Here is a 19,690-nt window from a genome sequence, read left to right as displayed (position 1 = left end):
CAGCGTGCCGCAGCTCCTACAGGATGTGGTTCGACGATTTGGTGTTGTTTACCCACAATCCCTGTTGGCGGATCTGTGGATAACGTGTTCGCCCATCCCTGTACCCCACGCCGTTCAAGCCCTCCAGGCCCGAGATCAAAAAACAACCAGCCTAAGTCACGGTTTTCCAGAGCATTTTCTCCTGAATAACTTCAAGAGTTGCCCCCAATCTCTGTTGGCGCTTCTGTGGATAAGATGTTCGCTATACGCTGTGAGCCTTATGAAACATGGCTTGTAGAGAATTGCTCAATAAATGATCGATTAGGCTTTTAAAGCTGATAATTCCCGCGCAATCCCACGAATTGCGCAGCACTCAGCGCTTTTCCACAGCTGCAACAAAGTTACCCCCGAACTCTGTTGGCGCTTCTGTGGATAACGTGTTCGCCATCCTCTGCAGGCCTTATGAAACGTGGCATGTAGAGACTTGATCAAAAAACACTCAATCACTCGTGCAAACCATCCTTCTGGATAAGTCACGATTTTTCTTCATAAGTCAGCCCGTTATTTTTCGGTTCATCCACAGTTACCCCCATTTGCTGTGCATGGCTATGTGGATAACTTGTTCGCCAAACCCTGCAGGCCTTGCCGGGTATAGTCCAAACGGCAATTGATCAGATTTCATACAGTTCTAAGGCGCGGCCTTGACTTCGATTCCTGCGCTGTCTTCACTGCAATGGCACAAGGACAGCCGTCACTTATCCACATCAGGTTCTGGGAGAACGCATGATGGATAGCCGCCCACACCGCCATCCCCCCACGCCCCGCAAGCGCACGTTACGACGTGCGGCCAATCAACACGCTCGTCTGTAGCGACCTGCTGTTCCGACCGTTGTGCTGTCGCCGGGCTCGCCCGGAGGCCAGGTGCCCGTTCGCCCATTGATTGCAGGCAACCGCAGAGTTGCCCCCCATCTGCCTGAGAGAGGAACACCTTCATGACACGCATCGCAACGCCCATCAGCGAGATCAAGGAACACTATGACGTGATCGTTATCGGCTCCGGCTATGGCGGCGGCATTGCTGCGTCGCGGCTGTCCCGGGCCGGCAAGCAGGTGTGCCTGCTTGAACGCGGGCGGGAAATTCAGCCCGGTGAATACCCCAACACCATGATTGCCGCGACTGAAGAGTTGCAGATCCACGACCCGGACGGCCACATTGGCTCGCGCACCGGCCTGTTCGATCTGCACGTGAATGCCCAGCAGAATGTGGTGGTGGGCTGTGGCCTCGGCGGTACGTCGTTGATCAACGCCAACGTGGCACTGGAGCCAGAGCCCGGGGTGTTCGACGACCCGCGCTGGCCGCAAGCGGTACGCGAACACCGCGATACCTTGCTCAAGGACGGTTACGCCCGCGCCCGGGAAATGCTCAAACCCAATCCGTACCCGAACAGTGCACCGAACCTGCCCAAGCTCGACGCCAACAAAAAGTCCGCTGACTACCTCAAGCAAGGCGCGCACTTCTACAAGCCACCGATCAACGTGACATTCGACAAACTGCCGAACAATCTCAACCACGTCGGCGTTGAACAGTTGCCGTGCAACCAGTGCGGCGACTGCGTCTCGGGCTGTAACAACAAGGCCAAGAACACCACGCTGATGAACTACCTGCCGGATGCCTGGAATCACGGTGCGGAGATTTTCTGCCAGGCCGAAGTGCGTCATCTGGAGCGCGCCGGCGATGGCTGGATCGTGCACTTCCAGTACCTCGACAGTGGGCGCGAGAAATTCGACGCACCGACGCTGTTCGTGAAAGCCGACATCGTGGTGGTGTCTGCCGGCACCCTGGGTTCCACCGAGATTCTGTTGCGTTCGCGGGACAAAGGCCTGGTGATGTCCGGCCAGCTCGGCGAGAACATGAGCGGCAATGGCGACATCCTCGGCTTCGGCCACAACTGCGAGCAGACTATCAACGGCATCGGCTTCGGCGCGCATTCGGCCAAGGAACTGCACCCCGTTGGCCCGTGCATCACCTCGGTCATCGACATGCGCACCGAAGGTGACTGGCGCAGCCGCATGGTCATCGAGGAAGGTTCGATCCCCGGCGCGCTCGGCCGGCCAATGGTGCCGGCGATGGCCGGGTTTGCCGAGATGATCGGCAAGGCCACCGACGACAGTTTCAGCGGCAAGCTTGGCTACAAGGAGCGCGAGGCCGAAAGCTTCCTGCGCGGCCCGTATTACGGCGCGCTGCACAACATGCAGACCTACCTGATCATGAGCCACGACAGTGGCCAGGGCCGGATGCTGCTCGACAGCAAGGATCAGTTGCGCATCGACTGGCCGGGTGTCGGCGAGCAGGAAAACTTCAAGCTCGGCAACGAGCGGCTGTACCAGAGCACCAAGGCACTCGGCGGGGTCTGGGTCGAGAACCCGATCTGGACCCAGCTGCTCAAGCACAGCATCGTTTCGGTGCATCCGCTGGGCGGTTGCGTGATGGGTGAAGACGCCGGGCAGGGCGTGGTCAATCACAAGGGTCAGGTGTTCAGCGGCGCCAGTGGCACCGATGTTTACGCCAATCTGTACGTGACGGACGGCGCGGTGATTCCGACATCATTGGCGGTCAATCCGCTGCTGACCATCTCTGCCGTGAGCGAGCGCAACATGGGCCTGCTCGCCGCTGACCGCGGTTGGCACATCGACTACACACTGCCCTCGGCACCGCGCAAACAGGTGGCACCGCCGACCCTCGGCGTGCAGTTCACCGAAACCATGAAGGGCTATTTCTCCCGCGCTTTCACCGCCGCACAAAGCACCGATCTGAAAGTCTACGAAGCGGCGGCCAAACGCGGTGAGGCGGACAACTCGCCGATCGACTTCACCCTGACCATCACCGCCAACGACCTCAACCGGATGATCAAGGAGCCGGAGCACGCCGCGACCATTGTCGGTACGGTCAATGCCCCGGCGCTGTCGCCGCAACCGCTGACCGCCAGCAACGGCGTGTTCAACCTGTTCGAACAGTTCGAGCAGCAGGTCGATACGCGGCACATGAAATACGACATGAAGCTGAGCGCCGAGGACGGCACCGACTATTTCTTCAGCGCTTTCAAAACCGTGCCGGAAGACAACGGCGTGCTGAATATCTGGCACGACACCAGCACCCTGTACGTGACGCTGTACCGCGGGCCGGACAAGTCGGGCGAGGTGATCGGCTCCGGGGTGATGCACATTCATCCGACCGATTTCGCCAAGCAGATGACTACCATGAAAGTGCTCAACGCGCGCAACGAGCGTGAGCGCATCGAAGGCCTGGCGCGCTTCGGCAAGTTCTTCGCCGGGATTCTCTGGGAGAGTTACGGCGGGGTGTTTGCAGGGGACAAATACTTCAATCCCGACGCGCCGCCACGGCTGAAACGGCCGCTGGATGCGCCAACCCCGGCGGTGCATTTCTTCCCCACCGAGGACGGCGTCGAACTGCGCCTGACCCGTTATCAGGCCGGCAGCAAAGGCCCGGTGATGCTGGTGCATGGCTTGGGTGTCGGTTCGAATATCTTCTCCACCGACACCATCCAGACCAACCTGCTGGAGTATTTGTGCAAGCACGATTACGACGTGTGGCTGCTGGATTTCCGGGTGAGCATTCTGCTGCCGGCGAGCAAGAAAGAATGGAACGGCGACCAGATCGCCCAGTACGACTTCAAGGCTGCCATCGCGCAAATTCAGCAAGAAACCCAGGCCAAAGACGTGCAATGCGTGGTGCATTGCTACGGCGCGACGACGTTCTTCATGTCGCTGTTGGCGGGGTTGCAAGGCGTGCGTTCGGTGGTCTGCTCGCAGATTGCCGCTGACACCGTGGTCGCCACGGCCACGGGACTGAAGGCGGGTCTGCACTTGCCGGGAATGCTCGACGCCATCGGTATCAAATCGATGACCGCTTACGCCGACAGCAAGGAAAACTGGTTCAACCGGCTCTATGACAAGGCCCTCAACGGCTACGCGCGGATCGAAGCGCAGGGCTACTGCACCAACCCGGTGTGCCACCGCATCACCTTCATGTACGCCTCGCTGTATCGCCACGACACCCTTAACGAAACCCTGCACGACAACCTGCACGAACTGTTCGGCGAGTCGAACATCGAGACTTTCGAGCATTTGGCGCTGATCGTGCGCAAAGGGCATCTGGTGGATTTCAAGGGCAACGATGTGTACATGCCGCACTTTGAGCGGCTGACCATGCCGATCTGCTTTATCAGCGGCGCGGAGAACCAGTGTTACCTGCCGGAAAGCACGCTCAAGACCTACCAGCGCGTCTGCGCAGTCCACGGGCCGGAACATTACAGCCGGCATGTGGTGCCGGGTTACGGCCACATCGATTGCATGTTCGGCAAGAACGCGGTGGTGGATGTGTATCCGATCATCCTTGAGCACCTGGAGAAAACGGCCCTCGGTTGATGAGGTTTTCCTGTGGCGAGGGAGCTTGCTCCCGCTGGGCTGCGAAGCGGCCCCAAAATCTGAGCGTGCGGTTTTCCTGAAACACCGCATTTGCCGGGTTTACGACGGCTTCGCCGCCGAGCGGGAGCAAGCTCCCTCGCCACAAAAGCCCATCACACAGAGGGACTCTCCCAAGGTCTGCACAAGGAAATGGAAGACATGGACAGCTACATCCGCTGGTTTCAACGCTTCATCTGGCTCGGCATTGCGATGAACATGGTGTTCGCGATCCCGGCGCTGTTTGCGCCGGGGTTGCTGACATCGGTGGTCGGTCTGCCGCCGCAACTCTCCGACCCGTGGCTGGAAAACGCCGGGATGCTGCTGGTGGGCATCAGCGTGTTTTACATGCCGTCGGGCTTCAACGCGCCGCGCTATGTGGTGCATTCCTGGCTGTGCGTACTGACGCGGCTGATCGCCGTGGTGTTCTGGATTTACCTGATCAACACCAGCAGCCAAGGCTCGGTGTTCGTGCCGATGCTGCTGGGCGATCTGAGCTTTTTCCTGATCCTCGGCATTCTGCTGTACCTCGGCACCACGCCCGCGAACCGGCCTTGGGAGCTGCTGTGCGACGGCTGGCGCGAGTGGCGCGCGGCCTGGGCGCGGCAATGGCAGCGTCACGCCTTCAAGGTCGGCACGCTGGTGGTTGTCGCGGTGTTGGGGTTTATCGGTTACGAGACCTGGTACCAGATGCTGCGGGTTGTGCCTGAGCAGGAATACGCGTCCGACGAAGATCACTACAAATACGCCGCGATTGGCCTGGGTATCGAAGCGCGGATCCCGTATTACCTGTTCGCCGTACTGCCGCAGATGTGCCCGGAAAAACTGCCCAAGCCCGGCGGCTGGGAGGTCTTCGGCTTTCTCTATGAGAACGGCAAGGACCTGCCGATCGGCATGGCCAAACGGCAGATCGGCTACCCGACCGTGGAACCGAACTGCGCGCTGTGTCACACAGGATCCTATCGGGCCAATGCCAGCGACGTCGCGGTCAACGTGCCCAGCGCGCCGGCCAACACCCTGCAACTGCAGGCCTTCCAGTGGTTCGCCTACGATTGCGCCAGCGATCCGACATTCACCACCGATGCGGTAATGGCGGCGATCAACGGCAAGTTCCAGCTGGGCTTTTTCGAGAAGCTCTACAACCGCTACCTGATCATCCCGATGGCGAAAAGCGCTTTGCTCAAACAGAAACAGGCCTACGCCTGGCAAAAGCTGCGTCCGCAACAGGGCCCGGGCCGCACCGACACCTTCAATCCGACGAAAATGGTGGTGTTCGGCTTCCCGGATGACTCGACCATCGGCACCGTCGACCTGCCGCAAGTGTGGAACCAGAAACCGCGGGAGTCGATGTACCTGCACTGGGACGGCAATAACAACAAGATCCACGAACGCAACTACGCCGCGGCAATGGCCGTGGGCGCGACCCCGGAATCGGTGCTGCCGCCAAGCTTCAACCGGGTGACCAACTGGCTGCTCGGGCACAAGGCACCGGCGTGGCCGTGGGCACTGGATCAGGCCAAGGTCGTCCAGGGCAAACCACTCTGGGACGCCAATTGTGCCGCGTGCCACGACTTCGGTCGCGCCGACACCGGGCAAGTGACCACCAACATCGATCAGCTCGGCACCGATCCACATCGGCTGGACTCATTCACCACCGGTCTGGTGACGGCGTTCCACACCTTCAAGAAACCGCCGTTCGACTTCGGCGCGTATCGCAAGACCCAGAGCTACAGCAACACGCCGACCGACGGCATCTGGCTGCGCGCGCCGTACCTGCACAACGGTTCGGTGCCAACCCTGTGGGACCTGCTGCAACCGCCGGAAAAACGCCCGGTGGTGTTCATCACCGGTTCCGACGTCTACGACCCGGTCAACGTCGGTTTCGTTACCACGGGTGCCCAGGCCAAAGCCTCGGCCGATTTCACATACGACACGCGGCTGGAGGGCAACCACAACAGCGGTCACCTGTATGGCACCACGCTGTCGGACGACGACAAGCGTGCGTTGATCGAATTCATGAAAACCCTGTGAACCCTTACGGATAGAGGATTACGCCATGTCAGCGGTCGGTCATCTGAAGCATGAATACGACAAGGTCAAGGTGCGCATTCACGGCTTGTTCACGCGCATGGAAATGGCCTGGATGAAGCTCATCAGCGAATTGGAGCCGCAGGAGTTTCAGGCAATCATCAAGCTGCTGCAGCGCGGCCACGATCAGGCGCAATACGTGCTGAAAAATGGCGAGCTGCCGGACGACGAACCGGCGGTGCCGTGGGAGTTGTCCCATGGTCTGTCGATCCTGCGCATCGGCAATGCCACGCCGTTGCCGCAATCGCCCGATCAATTGCAGACCAAGGTGCTCAAGGACGGCACGCTGCTGGGATGTCGCAAATGGGAACTGCTGGATCTGCTGTGGAGCGAGGCGCTGCTCAAGTGGATCGAAAACCTGCGCCATCACGCGACTTTCGGCACTGACCCGGCGATGGTGACCATGGATCGCGAAGTGACGCTGGCGATTGCCGGTGACTGGGGCACCGGGCCGTTCAACAGCCACGCGCCGGCGGTGTCGGTGGCCAATCAGATGCAACTGGCGAACGCTGATTTCACCATTCATTTGGGGGATGTTTATTACGCCGGCAGCCACTCCCAGGAAGACACCGACATGGCCGGCTGGCCGATGGGCACCCACGGCTCGTTCACCCTCAACTCCAATCACGAGATGTACAGCGGCGCCCACGGTTACTTCAAGGAACTGGCCGCGCGTTTTCCGCGGCAGCAAGGCACCAGCTACTTTGCCCTGATCAACGACGACTGGCTGATTGTCGGGCTGGACACCGCGTACGCTTCGGATGTCATGAACCTGTACATGGACGGCACCCTCAACAAACCGCAGATCGAGTGGATGAAGGGCCTGCCGAAACGCAAGAAACTCATGGTGCTCAGCCACCATCAGGGCTTCGACATCACCGGGCACCACAAGACCGCGCTGTATCAACCGGTGTGTGATGCGCTGGGGCGCGAGCCGGATTACTGGTATTGGGGGCATCTGCACAACGGCATCGTCTATGCGCCACAAGGTGGACTGCATGCGCGCTGCGCCGGACACGGAGCGATTCCCTACGGCACCACCAGCGAGCTGAACGGCCATTCGCGGGTGCTGTTTTCGGAGACGCAGGATGCGAACGATCCGGACTATCCGCTGCGGGTGTTGAACGGCTACGCGAAAATCAGGTTGGTGGGGGAGGAGATTTTTGAGGAGTTTATTGGGGAGGATGGCAGTTTGAGGTGGTCATCGACGTGAGGCGGTGAATGTTCTGACGCCATCGCTGGCAAGCCAGCTCCCACAGGTTTTGCGGTGTACACGGTATCTGTGAACACCATCGACCACTGTGGGAGCTGGCTTGCCAGCGATGTTTTTAGCCTTGGACAGGCACGCCCTTGAGGTACGGCGCTGGCTCCGCCCCGAGGTTGTTCAGCATCCGCTCGCTGTACCAGTCCACGAAGTTGACCACGCCAAACTCATAGGTCTTGGAGTACGGCCCCGGCTGATAAGCCGTGGAGTTGATCCCGCGCTGGTTTTCTTCGGCCAGACGCCGGTCCTGGTCGTTGGTTGCGTCCCACACCTGGCGCATGCGTTCGACGTCGTAATCCACGCCTTCGACGGCGTCCTTGTGCACCAGCCATTTGGTGGTGACCATGGTTTCCTGGGCGCTGATCGGCCACACGGTGAACACGATGATGTGGTCGCCCATGCAGTGGTTCCACGAGTGCGGCAGGTGCAGGATGCGCATCGAACCCAGGTCCGGATTCTTGATCCGGCCCATCAGCTTGGCGCAGCCCTGTTTGCCGTCCAGGGTCATCGACACGGTGCCCTTGAGCAGCGGCATGCGCACGATGCGGTTGCGCAGGCCGAAACTGGCGTGGGCGTAAGGGATTTTCTCGGCTTCCCAGGCAGCAGCAGACGCGGCGACGTGATCCTTGAACGCCTGATCGGCGCGCGGGTCGGTCACGTCGTCCCATTCCAGCAGGGTTTTCAGCAATTCAGGGTGCGAGCCGCCGCAGTGGTAGCACTCGCGGTTGTTTTCCAGCACCAGTTTCCAGTTGGCCTTTTCCATCAAGGTGGTTTGCACCGCCACCTTGGTGTTCTCCATGTCGTACGGTTCCATGTAGTGGTTCAGCGTCGACAGGAAGTCATCGATGGCCGGCGGGTTTTCCGCCAGGCTGATGAAGATGTAGCCGCCGGCCGTCTTCACGTTCACCGGTTTGAGGCCGTACTGCTTCATGTCGAAGTCGGCGCCCATCTCGGTACCGGCGAACAGCAGGCGACCGTCCAGCTCGTAGGTCCACTGGTGGTAGTGGCAGACCAGTTTGGCAACCTTGCCCTTGTCGCTGGTGCACAGGCGCGAGCCTCGGTGGCGACAGACGTTGTGGAACGCATGCACCACACCCTCGGCGCCACGAATGACGATGATCGGGTTCTTGCCGATCTGCAGGGTGATGTAGTTGCCCTTGGCCGGGATCTCGCAGGTCATGCCGGCGATCAACCATTCCTTCTGGAAGATCTCCTGCATATCGATATCGAACAGGCGCTCATCATTATAGAACGGCTGCGGCAGCGAAAAGGTACGTTCGCGCTCCTGCAGCATCTGTGCGGTGGCCTTGCGTGCGGGTTCCAGCGGGTCGCCCAGGCTGATTTTTGCGGTGTCCATCAATGTGATCCTCAAGGCCATCTGCGTGGCCGGCGAAAGTGGCTGATCAGGGTTGCTACGCAAGGTGTAAAGAAGTTGTCTTGGTGTGAGACGAGTGTGGGGCCGGCGCTGCCCGGAACCTTATCCATGGGCGACATGGTGCAATCTGTTCCCGACGCGTAACCCCCGGTGGTTAGGGGCTGGTCGCGATAAGTATGCCGATGTCGCGGATAGGTAAACGGGCGGTTCACGCTATACGCAGAATCGCCACATGAAGGCCGACAGTCGGCCGTGGAGAACAGCATGTCCAACAGCTTCCTGAATCCGGTCACCACCCAGACCTGGGCCAATGGCCGACACATCGTCCGTTGCGTCAAAGTCATCCAGGAAACCTGGGACGTACGCACCTTCTGCTTCATGGCCGACCAGCCGATCCTGTTCTTCTTCAAGCCTGGGCAGTTTGTAACCCTGGAGCTGGAAATCGACGGTCAGCCGATCATGCGTTCGTACACCATTTCCAGTTCGCCGTCGGTGCCGTACAGCTTCTCGGTGACCATCAAACGCGTGCCGGGCGGCAAGGTTTCCAACTGGTTGCACGACACCCTGCATGAAGGCCAGGAGCTGGCGGTGCACGGGCCGGTCGGGCTGTTCAATGCCATCGACTTCCCGAGCCCGAAAGTGCTGTATCTCAGCGGTGGTGTGGGGATCACCCCGTGCATGTCGATGGCGCGCTGGTTCTACGACACCAACGCCAATGTCGACATGACCTTTATCCACAGCGCCCGCTCGCCGAAAGACATCATTTATCACCGCGAGCTGGAGCACATGGCGTCGCGGATCGACAACTTCAGCCTGCACCTGATCTGCGAGAAACACGGGCTGGGCGAGCCGTGGGCCGGCTATCGCGGCTACCTCAATCACAAGATGCTGGAGCTGATGGTTCCCGACTTCCTCGAGCGTGAAGTGTTCTGCTGCGGCCCGACGCCGTACATGACCGCCGTCAAGCGCCTGCTCGAAGCCGCCGGCTACGACATGTCGCGTTATCACGAGGAATCCTTCGGCGCCACGCCACCGGAAGCTCGCGCCGATGCAGTGGAGCAAGCCGAACAAGCGGCCGAAGCACCGGAAATCGATGCGGCGGATCTGCATCAGGTCGAGTTCACCGCTTCCGGCAAGAGCATTCGCGTGGCCCCGGGCGAAACCGTGCATGCGGCGGCGGCCAAGCTGGGCCTGATGATCCCGAAAGCTTGCGGCATGGGGATCTGCGGCACGTGCAAGGTGATGAAACTGGGCGGCGAAGTAGAGATGGAGCACAACGGCGGGATTACCGAGGACGACGAGGCCGAGGGGTACATTCTGTCGTGCTGCAGCGTGCCGAAAGGCGACGTCAGAATCGAATTCTGAGCCGGATCCCTGTAGGAGCTGCCGAAGGCTGCGATCTTTAGATCCTAAAAACAAGATCAAAAGATCGCAGCCTTCGGCAGCTCCTACAGGGGTAGGTATTTTCAGTCGACGAACAAGTCAGGCATAAGGGGGGCGGTGCTGTCCGGATCAAATCGGTAGTGATCGAATTCGGTCACGCCGCTCTCGCGTAAAATCTCCTCATCTATCAATAACCGTCCGCTGATCTGTCGCCCGCTGCTGCTCAGAATCACATGCGCCGCATCCGCCATGATCGAAGGCAGGCGCGCCTGCTTGAACGACTCGCGGTTCCCCAGCTGAAACTCGATCGCCGCCGTGGCAATCATCGTCTGCGGCCACAGCGAATTGACGCTGATGCCGTAACTGGCGAATTCCTCGCTCATGCCTACCGTCAGCATGCTCATGCCGTATTTGGTCACGGTGTAGGGGCTGTATTGGGCGAACCATTTGCTCGCCATATTCAGCGGCGGCGACAGGTTGAGGATGTGTCCGGCGGATTTCTTCAGATAGGGCAGGGCGGCCTGGCTGCATAGCAGCACGGCGCGGGTGTTGATCTGGTGCATCAGGTCGAACCGCTTGAGTTCGATGTGCTGCACACCGGTCAATTTGATCGCCCCGGCATTGTTCACCAGCGCATCGATGCCGCCGAAATGCTCGTTAGCCTGGGCCAGCGCATGGCGCACCGCGTCTTCATCACGTACATCCAGTTGCAGCGCCAGGGCGTTGCCGCCGGCCGCTTCGACTTCTGCGGCGACGCTGTGGATGGTGCCCGGCAATTTCGGATGGGCTTCGGCGCTCTTGGCCGCAATCACGATATTGGCCCCGTCCTTCGCGGCCCGCAGCGCAATCTCACGCCCGATGCCACGGCTGGCGCCGGTGATGAACAGGGTTTTGCCTTGTAGCGACATGCCGATGCTCCTGCTTGTTGTTATGTGAGCGGAGGGCTCGACAGACAATGTAGACCAAGGAGCATCGCAATCCCTGTAGGAGCTGCCGCAGGCTGCGATCTTTTGATTTTGTTTTTAAGATCAAGATCAAAAGATCGCAGCCTGCGGCAGCTCCTACAGAGGAAGAATCAGGCGGACATCACTTCGCGGATGTCACGGGCCAATTCGCGCACACGTTCTTCTTCGGTGTCCCACGAGCACATGAAACGCGCGCCGCCCTTGCCGATGAAGGTGTAGAAGCGCCAGTGCTTTGCGGTCAGTGCGGCGATGGCCGGTTCCGAGAGTTGCAGGAACACGCCGTTGGCCTGCACCGGGAACATCAGTTCCACGCCCGGGATGTCGCTGACCAGCTCGGCCAGCAATTGCGCGCAGTGGTTGGCGTGGCGGGCGTATTTGAGCCAGGCGTCGTTTTCGAGGATGCCGACCCACGGTGCCGACAGGAAACGCATTTTCGACGCCAGTTGCCCGGCCTGTTTGCAGCGGTAATCGAAGTCTTCGGCCAGTTTGTGGTTGAAGAACAGGATTGCCTCACCCACCGCCATGCCGTTTTTGGTGCCGCCGAAGCACAGCACATCGACGCCGGCCTTCCAGGTCAGGTCGGCTGGCGAGCAGCCGAGGAACGCGCAGGCGTTGGAGAAGCGCGCGCCGTCCATGTGCAGGTGCAGGCCCAGTTCCTTGCAGGTGGCGCTGATGGCACGGACTTCTTCCGGGGTGTAGACGCTGCCGACTTCGGTGGCCTGGGTCAGGGTCACGACCCGTGGTTTCGGGTAGTGGATGTCCTGGCGCTTGAGCGCGACTTCGCGGATCGACTGCGGGGTGATCTTGCCGTTTTCGGTACCGGCGATCAGCAGTTTCGAGCCGTTGGAGAAGAATTCCGGGGCGCCGCATTCGTCGGTTTCGACGTGAGCGGTTTCCGAGCAGATCACGCTGTGGTAACTCTGGCACAGCGACGACAGCGCGAGCGAGTTGGCGGCGGTGCCGTTGAAGGCGAAGAACACTTCGCAGTCGGTTTCGAACAGCTTGCGGAAATGGTCGGCCGCGCGTGCGGTCCATTCATCGTCGCCATAAGCGCGCTGGTGGCCGTGGTTGGCCTGTTCCATGGCAGCCCAGGCTTCAGGGCAGATACCGGAGTAGTTGTCGCTGGCGAATTGTTGGCTCTTGTCGGTCATGGCCGGCTTCCGTGGTCGAGACTCTTGTGAAGGCTCGTGGTCAATGAGGGTGCGCACTTTACCGAAGATCTTCCGGGGAGCACACGGGATGTCGCTGTCAGAACTTTACAAGGATGCGAGCCGATTATGCACCTGAGCCAGCGCGACGGCGCACTCGATCTGCTCAAGTGGCTGGCGCTGCTGAGCATGCTGCTCGATCACCTGCGATATGTCGGGATCAGCGCCGATTGGCTGTATGTGCCGGGGCGTCTGGCGTTTCCGTGGTTCTGCCTGGCGATGGCGGCGAATCTGACGCGGGACGGCGCACGCAAGACCGAATGGCGCTATCTGGGCTGGTTGCTGCTGTTCAGCGCTGTGAGTGAAATTCCCTACCGTTTGTACATTCCTGATCCCGACACCTTGAACGTGATGCCCACCCTGGCGCTCGGATTGCTGGTGGCGCGGGGCTGGCAGGATCGCAGCTTGTTGTCGCGGCTTTTGGGCGCGGGCGCCTTGCTGCTGGCGGCGTTGTTTGCGCAGTGGCTGATGTTCGGCATGTTTGGCGTGCTGTTGCCGCTGGCGCTGCTGTGGGTGATCCGTCGCCCCTGGTATTTTGGCGTGCTGCCGGGGCTGGTGTGTCTGGCGGGCAATCAGTGGCGGGTGCTGTATGAGGCGGCGCAGTTCGGTAACTACGTGGCGGTGTTTGGTATCGCGGCGTGTCTGATTGCGCCACTGCTCGGGATGTTCCTGTTGCGACATGCGCGACATCTTCAGTCACCGCCAATGCGACGCTGGGGCTATGCCCTCTATCCTGCACATTTCCTCCTGCTGCTACTTATCCGCCAAGTCGCCGCATAACCCTGTGGGAGCTGGCTTGCCAGCGATAGCGGTGGGTCAGTCGTCATCAATACCAGATGTGCTCTCGCCATCGCTGGCAAGCCAGCTCCCACAGGGTTCTTCAGTGTTTTCGAGATCGAGTCTGGCAAGACCATTTCCCGTCATGTCGTAAACGCACCTTTGTGTGGCGTCCGTAGGCATCTGGGCTGTCTGCGCCGGCCATACCATCGCATCAAAGGGCACCTCCGCAAGCCGCGTGCCTGACCAAGACGAAATGGCGCACCGACGCCGCTGGGAGAGACGCGATGTTCAGCAAGCAAGACCAGATCCAGGGTTACGACGATGCACTGCTGGCGGCGATGAATGCCGAGGAGCAACGTCAGGAAGATCACATCGAGCTGATCGCGTCGGAGAACTACACCAGCAAACGCGTGATGCAAGCGCAGGGCAGCGGCCTGACCAACAAATACGCCGAAGGTTATCCGGGCAAGCGCTACTACGGTGGCTGCGAGCATGTGGATAAAGTCGAAGCGCTGGCCATCGAACGCGCCAAGCAGCTTTTCGGCGCCGATTACGCCAACGTCCAGCCGCACTCCGGTTCCTCGGCCAACAGCGCCGTGTACCTGGCGCTGATCCAGCCGGGCGACACCATCCTTGGCATGAGCCTCGCTCATGGCGGTCACTTGACCCACGGCGCCAAAGTGTCGTCCTCGGGCAAGCTGTACAACGCCGTGCAGTACGGGATCAACACCGACACCGGGCTGATCGATTACGACGAAGTCGAGCGTCTGGCCGTCGAGTGCAAACCGAAGATGATCGTTGCCGGGTTCTCCGCCTACTCGAAAACACTGGATTTTCCGCGCTTCCGCCAGATTGCCGACAAAGTGGGTGCGCTGCTGTTCGTCGACATGGCCCACGTCGCCGGTCTGGTCGCCGCTGGCCTGTACCCGAACCCGCTGCCGTATGCCGACGTGGTCACCACCACCACCCACAAGACCCTGCGCGGTCCACGTGGCGGGCTGATCCTGGCCAAGTCCAACGAAGAGATCGAGAAAAAGCTCAACGCCGCGGTATTCCCCGGCGCCCAGGGCGGCCCGCTGATGCATGTCATCGCCGGTAAGGCGGTGTGCTTCAAGGAAGCGCTGGAGCCCGGCTTCAAGGCCTATCAGCAACAAGTGATCGACAACGCTCAAGCGATGGCCAGCGTGTTTATCAAACGTGGCTACGATGTAGTGTCCGGCGGTACCGACAACCACCTGTTCCTGGTCAGCCTGATCCGTCAGGGCCTGACCGGCAAAGATGCTGACGCCGCCCTTGGCCGCGCGCACATCACCGTCAACAAGAACGCCGTGCCGAACGACCCGCAGTCGCCGTTCGTGACCTCGGGCCTGCGCATCGGCACCCCGGCCGTCACCACGCGTGGCTTCAAGGTCGCCCAGTGCGAAGCGCTGGCCGGCTGGATCTGCGACATCCTCGACAACCTCGGTGACGCCGACGTTGAAGCGAATGTGGCCAAGAACGTCGCGGCTCTGTGCGCCGACTACCCGGTTTATCGCTGAGCGGTTTGGAGTAAATGACTATGCAACGCTATTCGGGCTTCGGCCTCTTCAAACACTCCCTCAGCCACCACGAGAACTGGCAGCGCATGTGGCGCACGCCAACGCCGAAGAAGGTCTACGACGTGGTCATCGTCGGCGGTGGCGGGCACGGTCTGGCGACCGCCTACTACCTGGCCAAGGAACACGGCATCACCAACGTGGCCGTGGTCGAGAAGGGCTGGCTGGGCGGTGGCAACACCGCGCGCAACACCACCATCGTTCGCTCCAACTACCTGTGGGACGAGTCGGCGCACCTGTACGAACACGCGATGAAACTGTGGGAAGGCCTGTCCCAGGACCTGAACTACAACGTGATGTTCTCCCAACGCGGCGTCTACAACCTGTGCCACACCCTGCAGGACATCCGTGATTCCGAGCGTCGGGTCAGCGCCAACCGCCTCAACGGCGTCGACGGCGAACTGCTCAACGCCAAGCAAGTGGCGGACGAGATCCCGTACCTCGACTGCTCGAAGAATACCCGCTACCCGGTGATGGGCGCGACCGTTCAACGTCGTGGCGGCGTTGCCCGTCACGATGCCGTGGCCTGGGGCTTTGCCCGTGCCGCCGACGCCTTGGGCGTGGACTTGATCCAGCAGACCGAAGTCATCGGTTTCCGCAAGGAAAACGGCGTGTGCATCGGCGTTGAAACCAACAAGGGTTTCATCGGTGCCAAGCGTGTCGGCGTGGTCACCGCCGGCAACTCCGGACACATGGCCAAGCTCGCCGGTTTTCGTCTGCCGATCGAATCCCACCCGCTGCAGGCGCTGGTGTCCGAGCCGATCAAACCGATTATCGACAGCGTGATCATGTCCAACGCCGTGCACGGCTACATCAGCCAGTCTGACAAGGGCGACCTGGTGATCGGCGCCGGTATCGACGGCTACAACGGCTACGGCCAGCGCGGTTCGTACCCGGTGATCGAGCACACCATCCAGGCCATCGTCGAGATGTTCCCGGTGCTGTCGCGGGTGCGCATGAACCGCCAGTGGGGCGGCATCGTCGACACCACGCCGGACGCTTGCCCGATCATTTCGAAAACCCCGGTACCGAACATGTTCTTCAACTGCGGTTGGGGCACCGGCGGCTTCAAAGCCACACCTGGCTCGGGCAACGTGTTTGCCGCGAGTCTGGCCAAGGGTGAAATGCACCCATTGGCAGCACCGTTCTCCATCGACCGTTTCCACAACGGCGCACTCATCGACGAACACGGCGCTGCTGCCGTCGCCCACTAACAGGAGAAATTCCCATGTTGCATATCTTCTGTCCTCACTGCGGCGAACTGCGCTCCGAAGAGGAATTCCACGCATCCGGTCAGGCGCATATTCCGCGTCCGCTGGATCCGAACGCCTGCACCGATGAAGAGTGGGGCGACTACATGTTTTTCCGCGACAACCCGCGCGGTCTGCACCACGAGCTGTGGGATCACGTCGCCGGTTGCCGCCAGTACTTCAACGTCACCCGCGACACCGTGACCTACGAGATTCTCGAAACCTACAAGATCGGCACCAAGCCGCAATTCACCGACAAGGCTGATACGGCAAAAACAGCCACGACGGCGCTGGGAGAGAAGGTATGAGCCAGACCAATCGCCTGTCCAACGGTGGACGGATCGACCGCAATAAAGTGCTGAGCTTCACCTTCAACGGTCAGAGCTACAAAGGCTTCGAGGGCGACTCCCTGGCCTCGGCACTGATCGCCAACGGCGTCGACATCATCGGCCGCAGCTTCAAGTATTCGCGCCCCCGCGGGATCTTCGCCGCCGGTGCCGAAGAGCCGAATGCCGTGCTGCAGATCGGTGCCACTGAAGCCACGCAGATCCCCAACGTGCGCGCCACGCAACAGGCGCTGTACCAAGGCCTGGTCGCCACCAGCACCAACGGCTGGCCGAGCGTCAACAACGACATGATGGGGATTCTTGGCAAGGTCGGCGGCAAGCTGATGCCGCCGGGTTTCTACTACAAAACCTTCATGTACCCGCAATCGTTCTGGATGACGTACGAGAAGTACATTCGCAAGGCAGCCGGTCTGGGCCGTTCGCCGACCGAAGTCGATCCGGACACCTACGACTACATGAACCAGCACTGCGACGTGCTGATCGTCGGCGCCGGCCCTGCCGGTCTGGCGGCTGCCCTGGCCGCTGCGCGCAGCGGTGCGCGGGTGATCCTCGCCGATGAGCAGGAAGAGTTCGGCGGCAGCCTGCTCGATTCCCGCGAAAGCCTCGACGGCAAACCGGCGATGGAGTGGGTGGCCAGCGTTATCGCTGAGTTGAAGAACACTCCTGACGTGCTGCTGTTGCCGCGCGCCACCGTTAACGGCTATCACGACCACAACTTCCTGACCATTCACGAACGCCTCACCGATCACCTCGGCGACCGCGCGCCAATCGGTCAGGTGCGTCAGCGCATTCACCGTGTTCGCGCCAAGCGTGTAGTGCTGGCGACCGGCGCCCACGAGCGTCCGCTGGTCTACGGCAACAACGACGTGCCGGGCAACATGCTCGCCGGTGCGGTCTCGACTTACGTGCGCCGTTACGGTGTGGCACCGGGCAAGAAGCTGGTGCTGACCACCAACAACGATCACGCCTATCGCGTGGCGCTGGACTGGCTCGACGCCAGCCTGCAAGTGGTCGCCATCGCCGACGCCCGCAGCAATCCGCGTGGTGCGCTGGTGGAAGAGGCCCGCGCCAAAGGCATTCGCATCCTCACCGGCAGCGCCGTGATCGAGGCCCGTGGCAGCAAGCGCGTCACCGCAGCCCGCGTTGCCGCGATTGACGTCAAAGCGCACACCGTGACCAGCCCGGGCGAATGGCTCGACTGCGACGTGATTGCCAGTTCCGGCGGTTACAGCCCGGTGGTGCACCTGGCTTCGCACCTCGGTGGCAAGCCGGTCTGGCGCGAAGACATCCTCGGTTTCGTACCGGGCGAAGCACCGCAGAAGCGTGTGTGCGTCGGCGGCATCAACGGTGTTTACGGCCTCGGTGATTCGCTGGCCGATGGTTTCGAAGGTGGCGCACGCGCTGCCAGTGAAGCCGGTTTCGGTGTGGTCGAAGGCACGCTGCCAAAAGCCCTGAGCCGTCTCGAAGAAGCAACCCTGGCACTGTTCCAGGTGCCGCACGAGAAGGGCACCTCGCGTGCGCCGAAGCAATTCGTCGACCTGCAGAACGACGTCACCGCTGCCGCCATCGAACTGGCGACCCGCGAAGGTTTCGAGTCGGTCGAACACGTCAAACGCTACACCGCGCTGGGTTTCGGCACCGATCAGGGCAAACTCGGCAACGTCAACGGCCTGGCCATCGCCGCCCGCTCGCTGAACGTGACCATCCCGCAGATGGGCACCACGATGTTCCGCCCGAACTACACGCCGGTAACCTTCGGCGCCGTGGCCGGTCGTCACTGTGGGCACATCTTCGAGCCGGTGCGCTACACCGCGCTGCATCAATGGCACCTGAAAAACGGCGCCGAGTTCGAAGACGTCGGTCAGTGGAAGCGTCCATGGTATTTCCCGAAGAACGGCGAAGACATGCACGCGGCGGTGAAGCGCGAATGCAAAGCCGTGCGCGACAGCGTCGGCCTGCTCGACGCCTCGACCCTGGGCAAGATCGACATTCAAGGCCCGGATGCCCGCGAGTTCCTCAACCGCGTGTACACCAACGCCTGGACCAAGCTCGACGTGGGCAAGGCACGTTACGGTCTGATGTGCAAAGAAGACGGCATGGTCTTCGACGATGGCGTCACGGCCTGCCTGGCCGACAACCATTTCGTCATGACCACCACCACTGGCGGCGCGGCTCGCGTGCTGCAATGGCTGGAGCTGTACCACCAGACCGAATGGCCGGAGATGAAGGTGTACTTCACCTCGGTCACCGACCACTGGGCGACCATGACCTTGTCCGGGCCGAACAGCCGCAAGCTGCTCAGCGCCGTGACTGACATCGACCTGGCCAACGAAGCATTCCCGTTCATGACCTGGAAAGAAGGTCTGGTCGGCGGTGTGCCGGCGCGGGTGTTCCGTATCTCGTTTACCGGCGAACTGTCGTACGAAGTCAACGTCCAGGCCGACTACGCGATGGGCGTGCTGGAAAAAATCGTCGAGGCCGGCAAACAGTACAACCTGACCCCGTACGGCACTGAAACCATGCACGTCCTGCGCGCCGAGAAGGGTTTCATCATCGTCGGTCAGGACACCGACGGCTCGATGACCCCGGACGACCTGAACATGGGCTGGTGCGTCGGTCGCACCAAACCGTTCTCGTGGATCGGCCAGCGCGGCATGAACCGTGAAGACTGCGTGAAGGATCAGCGTAAGCAACTGGTGGGCCTGAAGCCGATCGACCCGAATGTCTGGCTGCCGGAAGGCGCGCAACTGGTGTTCAACACCAAGCAGGCGATCCCGATGACCATGGTCGGCCACGTGACCTCCAGCTACGCGCACAACTCCCTCGGTTATTCGTTTGCCATGGGTGTGGTCAAGGGCGGTCTGAAGCGCATGGGCGAGCGGGTGTTTGCACCGCTGGCCGATGGCAGCGTGATCGAGGCGGAGATCGTTTCTTCGGTGTTCTTCGATCCGAAGGGGGATCGGCAGAACATCTGA

12 protein-coding genes are annotated in these 19,690 nt (G+C 61.0%); 9 read left to right on the top strand and 3 right to left on the bottom strand.

All coding sequences use genetic code 11. The features are described 5' to 3' along the window. Positions 1-971: 971 nt before the first annotated feature. The 3 genes from L6D63_RS15570 to L6D63_RS15560 all read left to right on the top strand — a co-directional run bounded on the left by L6D63_RS15570 (position 972) and on the right by L6D63_RS15560 (position 7,761). On the top strand, positions 972-4,424 hold the full coding sequence (locus L6D63_RS15570; protein ID WP_131670560.1) for a GMC oxidoreductase: 3,453 nt from the start codon (positions 972-974) through the stop codon (positions 4,422-4,424). A gap of 198 nt (positions 4,425-4,622) precedes the next feature. Beyond that, positions 4,623-6,491: a c-type cytochrome gene (locus L6D63_RS15565; protein WP_131670559.1), complete on the top strand. Its 1,869-nt coding sequence runs from the start codon at positions 4,623-4,625 to the stop codon at positions 6,489-6,491. 25 nt (positions 6,492-6,516) lie between these two features. Further along, positions 6,517-7,761, top strand: a complete 1,245-nt coding sequence (locus L6D63_RS15560; protein ID WP_047297066.1) for a metallophosphoesterase family protein — start codon at positions 6,517-6,519, stop codon at positions 7,759-7,761. A gap of 115 nt (positions 7,762-7,876) precedes the next feature. Here the strand turns inward: L6D63_RS15560 and gbcA are convergent, their stop codons facing one another. Continuing rightward, on the bottom strand, positions 7,877-9,169 hold the full coding sequence (gene gbcA, locus L6D63_RS15555) for a glycine-betaine demethylase subunit GbcA (protein ID WP_047297065.1): 1,293 nt from the start codon (positions 9,167-9,169) through the stop codon (positions 7,877-7,879). A gap of 282 nt (positions 9,170-9,451) precedes the next feature. On the opposite strand from gbcA, the gene gbcB reads away from it, so the two are divergent. Then, on the top strand, positions 9,452-10,552 hold the full coding sequence (gene gbcB, locus L6D63_RS15550) for a glycine-betaine demethylase subunit GbcB (RefSeq protein WP_041069889.1): 1,101 nt from the start codon (positions 9,452-9,454) through the stop codon (positions 10,550-10,552). 101 nt (positions 10,553-10,653) lie between these two features. On the opposite strand, the gene L6D63_RS15545 is transcribed toward gbcB, so the two are convergent. Together L6D63_RS15545 and L6D63_RS15540 are read right to left on the bottom strand one after the other, a co-directional pair. Next, positions 10,654-11,478, bottom strand: a complete 825-nt coding sequence (locus tag L6D63_RS15545; RefSeq protein ID WP_131670558.1) for an SDR family oxidoreductase — start codon at positions 11,476-11,478, stop codon at positions 10,654-10,656. Positions 11,479-11,645: 167 nt separating this feature from the next. After that, positions 11,646-12,686, bottom strand: a complete 1,041-nt coding sequence (locus L6D63_RS15540) for a threonine aldolase family protein (protein WP_047297063.1) — start codon at positions 12,684-12,686, stop codon at positions 11,646-11,648. 126 nt (positions 12,687-12,812) lie between these two features. Here L6D63_RS15540 and L6D63_RS15535 point away from each other — a divergent pair, with 126 nt between their 5' ends. The 5 genes from L6D63_RS15535 (at position 12,813) to L6D63_RS15515 (ending at position 19,690) form a co-directional block, all read left to right on the top strand. Continuing rightward, complete coding sequence (locus tag L6D63_RS15535; RefSeq protein WP_131670557.1) at positions 12,813-13,523, top strand: TraX family protein; 711 nt, start codon at positions 12,813-12,815, stop codon at positions 13,521-13,523. Between the two features lie 284 nt (positions 13,524-13,807). Further along, a complete protein-coding gene (glyA, locus tag L6D63_RS15530) occupies positions 13,808-15,061 on the top strand; it encodes a serine hydroxymethyltransferase (protein WP_131670556.1) in 1,254 nt (417 codons plus the stop codon). Between the two features lie 20 nt (positions 15,062-15,081). Next, a complete protein-coding gene (locus L6D63_RS15525; protein ID WP_003206307.1) occupies positions 15,082-16,332 on the top strand; it encodes a sarcosine oxidase subunit beta in 1,251 nt (416 codons plus the stop codon). Between the two features lie 14 nt (positions 16,333-16,346). After that, positions 16,347-16,676, top strand: a complete 330-nt coding sequence (locus tag L6D63_RS15520) for a sarcosine oxidase subunit delta (protein ID WP_003228964.1) — start codon at positions 16,347-16,349, stop codon at positions 16,674-16,676. Next, positions 16,673-19,690 carry a sarcosine oxidase subunit alpha gene (locus L6D63_RS15515; RefSeq protein WP_047297060.1) on the top strand — a complete coding sequence of 1,006 codons (3,018 nt, stop codon included), beginning with the start codon at positions 16,673-16,675 and terminating at the stop codon, positions 19,688-19,690. The genes L6D63_RS15520 and L6D63_RS15515 overlap by 4 nt, the downstream gene beginning before the upstream one ends.

Source organism: Pseudomonas parakoreensis (assembly GCF_021602155.1).
GTDB lineage: Bacteria > Pseudomonadota > Gammaproteobacteria > Pseudomonadales > Pseudomonadaceae > Aquipseudomonas > Aquipseudomonas parakoreensis.
Note: the sequence above shows the minus strand (reverse complement) of the source record. Positions and strands in the feature narration are given on the sequence as shown.

Excerpts from the sequence above, each read along its gene's own strand:
- L6D63_RS15570 (WP_131670560.1), top strand. The coding sequence starts at position 972 with ATGACACGCATCGCAACGCCCATCAGCGAGATCAAGGAACACTATGAC.
- L6D63_RS15565 (WP_131670559.1), top strand. The coding sequence starts at position 4,623 with ATGGACAGCTACATCCGCTGGTTTCAACGCTTCATCTGGCTCGGCATT.
- L6D63_RS15560 (WP_047297066.1), top strand. The coding sequence starts at position 6,517 with ATGTCAGCGGTCGGTCATCTGAAGCATGAATACGACAAGGTCAAGGTG.
- gbcA (WP_047297065.1), bottom strand. The coding sequence starts at position 9,169 with ATGGACACCGCAAAAATCAGCCTGGGCGACCCGCTGGAACCCGCACGC.
- gbcB (WP_041069889.1), top strand. The coding sequence starts at position 9,452 with ATGTCCAACAGCTTCCTGAATCCGGTCACCACCCAGACCTGGGCCAAT.
- L6D63_RS15545 (WP_131670558.1), bottom strand. The coding sequence starts at position 11,478 with ATGTCGCTACAAGGCAAAACCCTGTTCATCACCGGCGCCAGCCGTGGC.
- L6D63_RS15540 (WP_047297063.1), bottom strand. The coding sequence starts at position 12,686 with ATGACCGACAAGAGCCAACAATTCGCCAGCGACAACTACTCCGGTATC.
- L6D63_RS15535 (WP_131670557.1), top strand. The coding sequence starts at position 12,813 with ATGCACCTGAGCCAGCGCGACGGCGCACTCGATCTGCTCAAGTGGCTG.
- glyA (WP_131670556.1), top strand. The coding sequence starts at position 13,808 with ATGTTCAGCAAGCAAGACCAGATCCAGGGTTACGACGATGCACTGCTG.
- L6D63_RS15525 (WP_003206307.1), top strand. The coding sequence starts at position 15,082 with ATGCAACGCTATTCGGGCTTCGGCCTCTTCAAACACTCCCTCAGCCAC.
- L6D63_RS15520 (WP_003228964.1), top strand. The coding sequence starts at position 16,347 with ATGTTGCATATCTTCTGTCCTCACTGCGGCGAACTGCGCTCCGAAGAG.
- L6D63_RS15515 (WP_047297060.1), top strand. The coding sequence starts at position 16,673 with ATGAGCCAGACCAATCGCCTGTCCAACGGTGGACGGATCGACCGCAAT.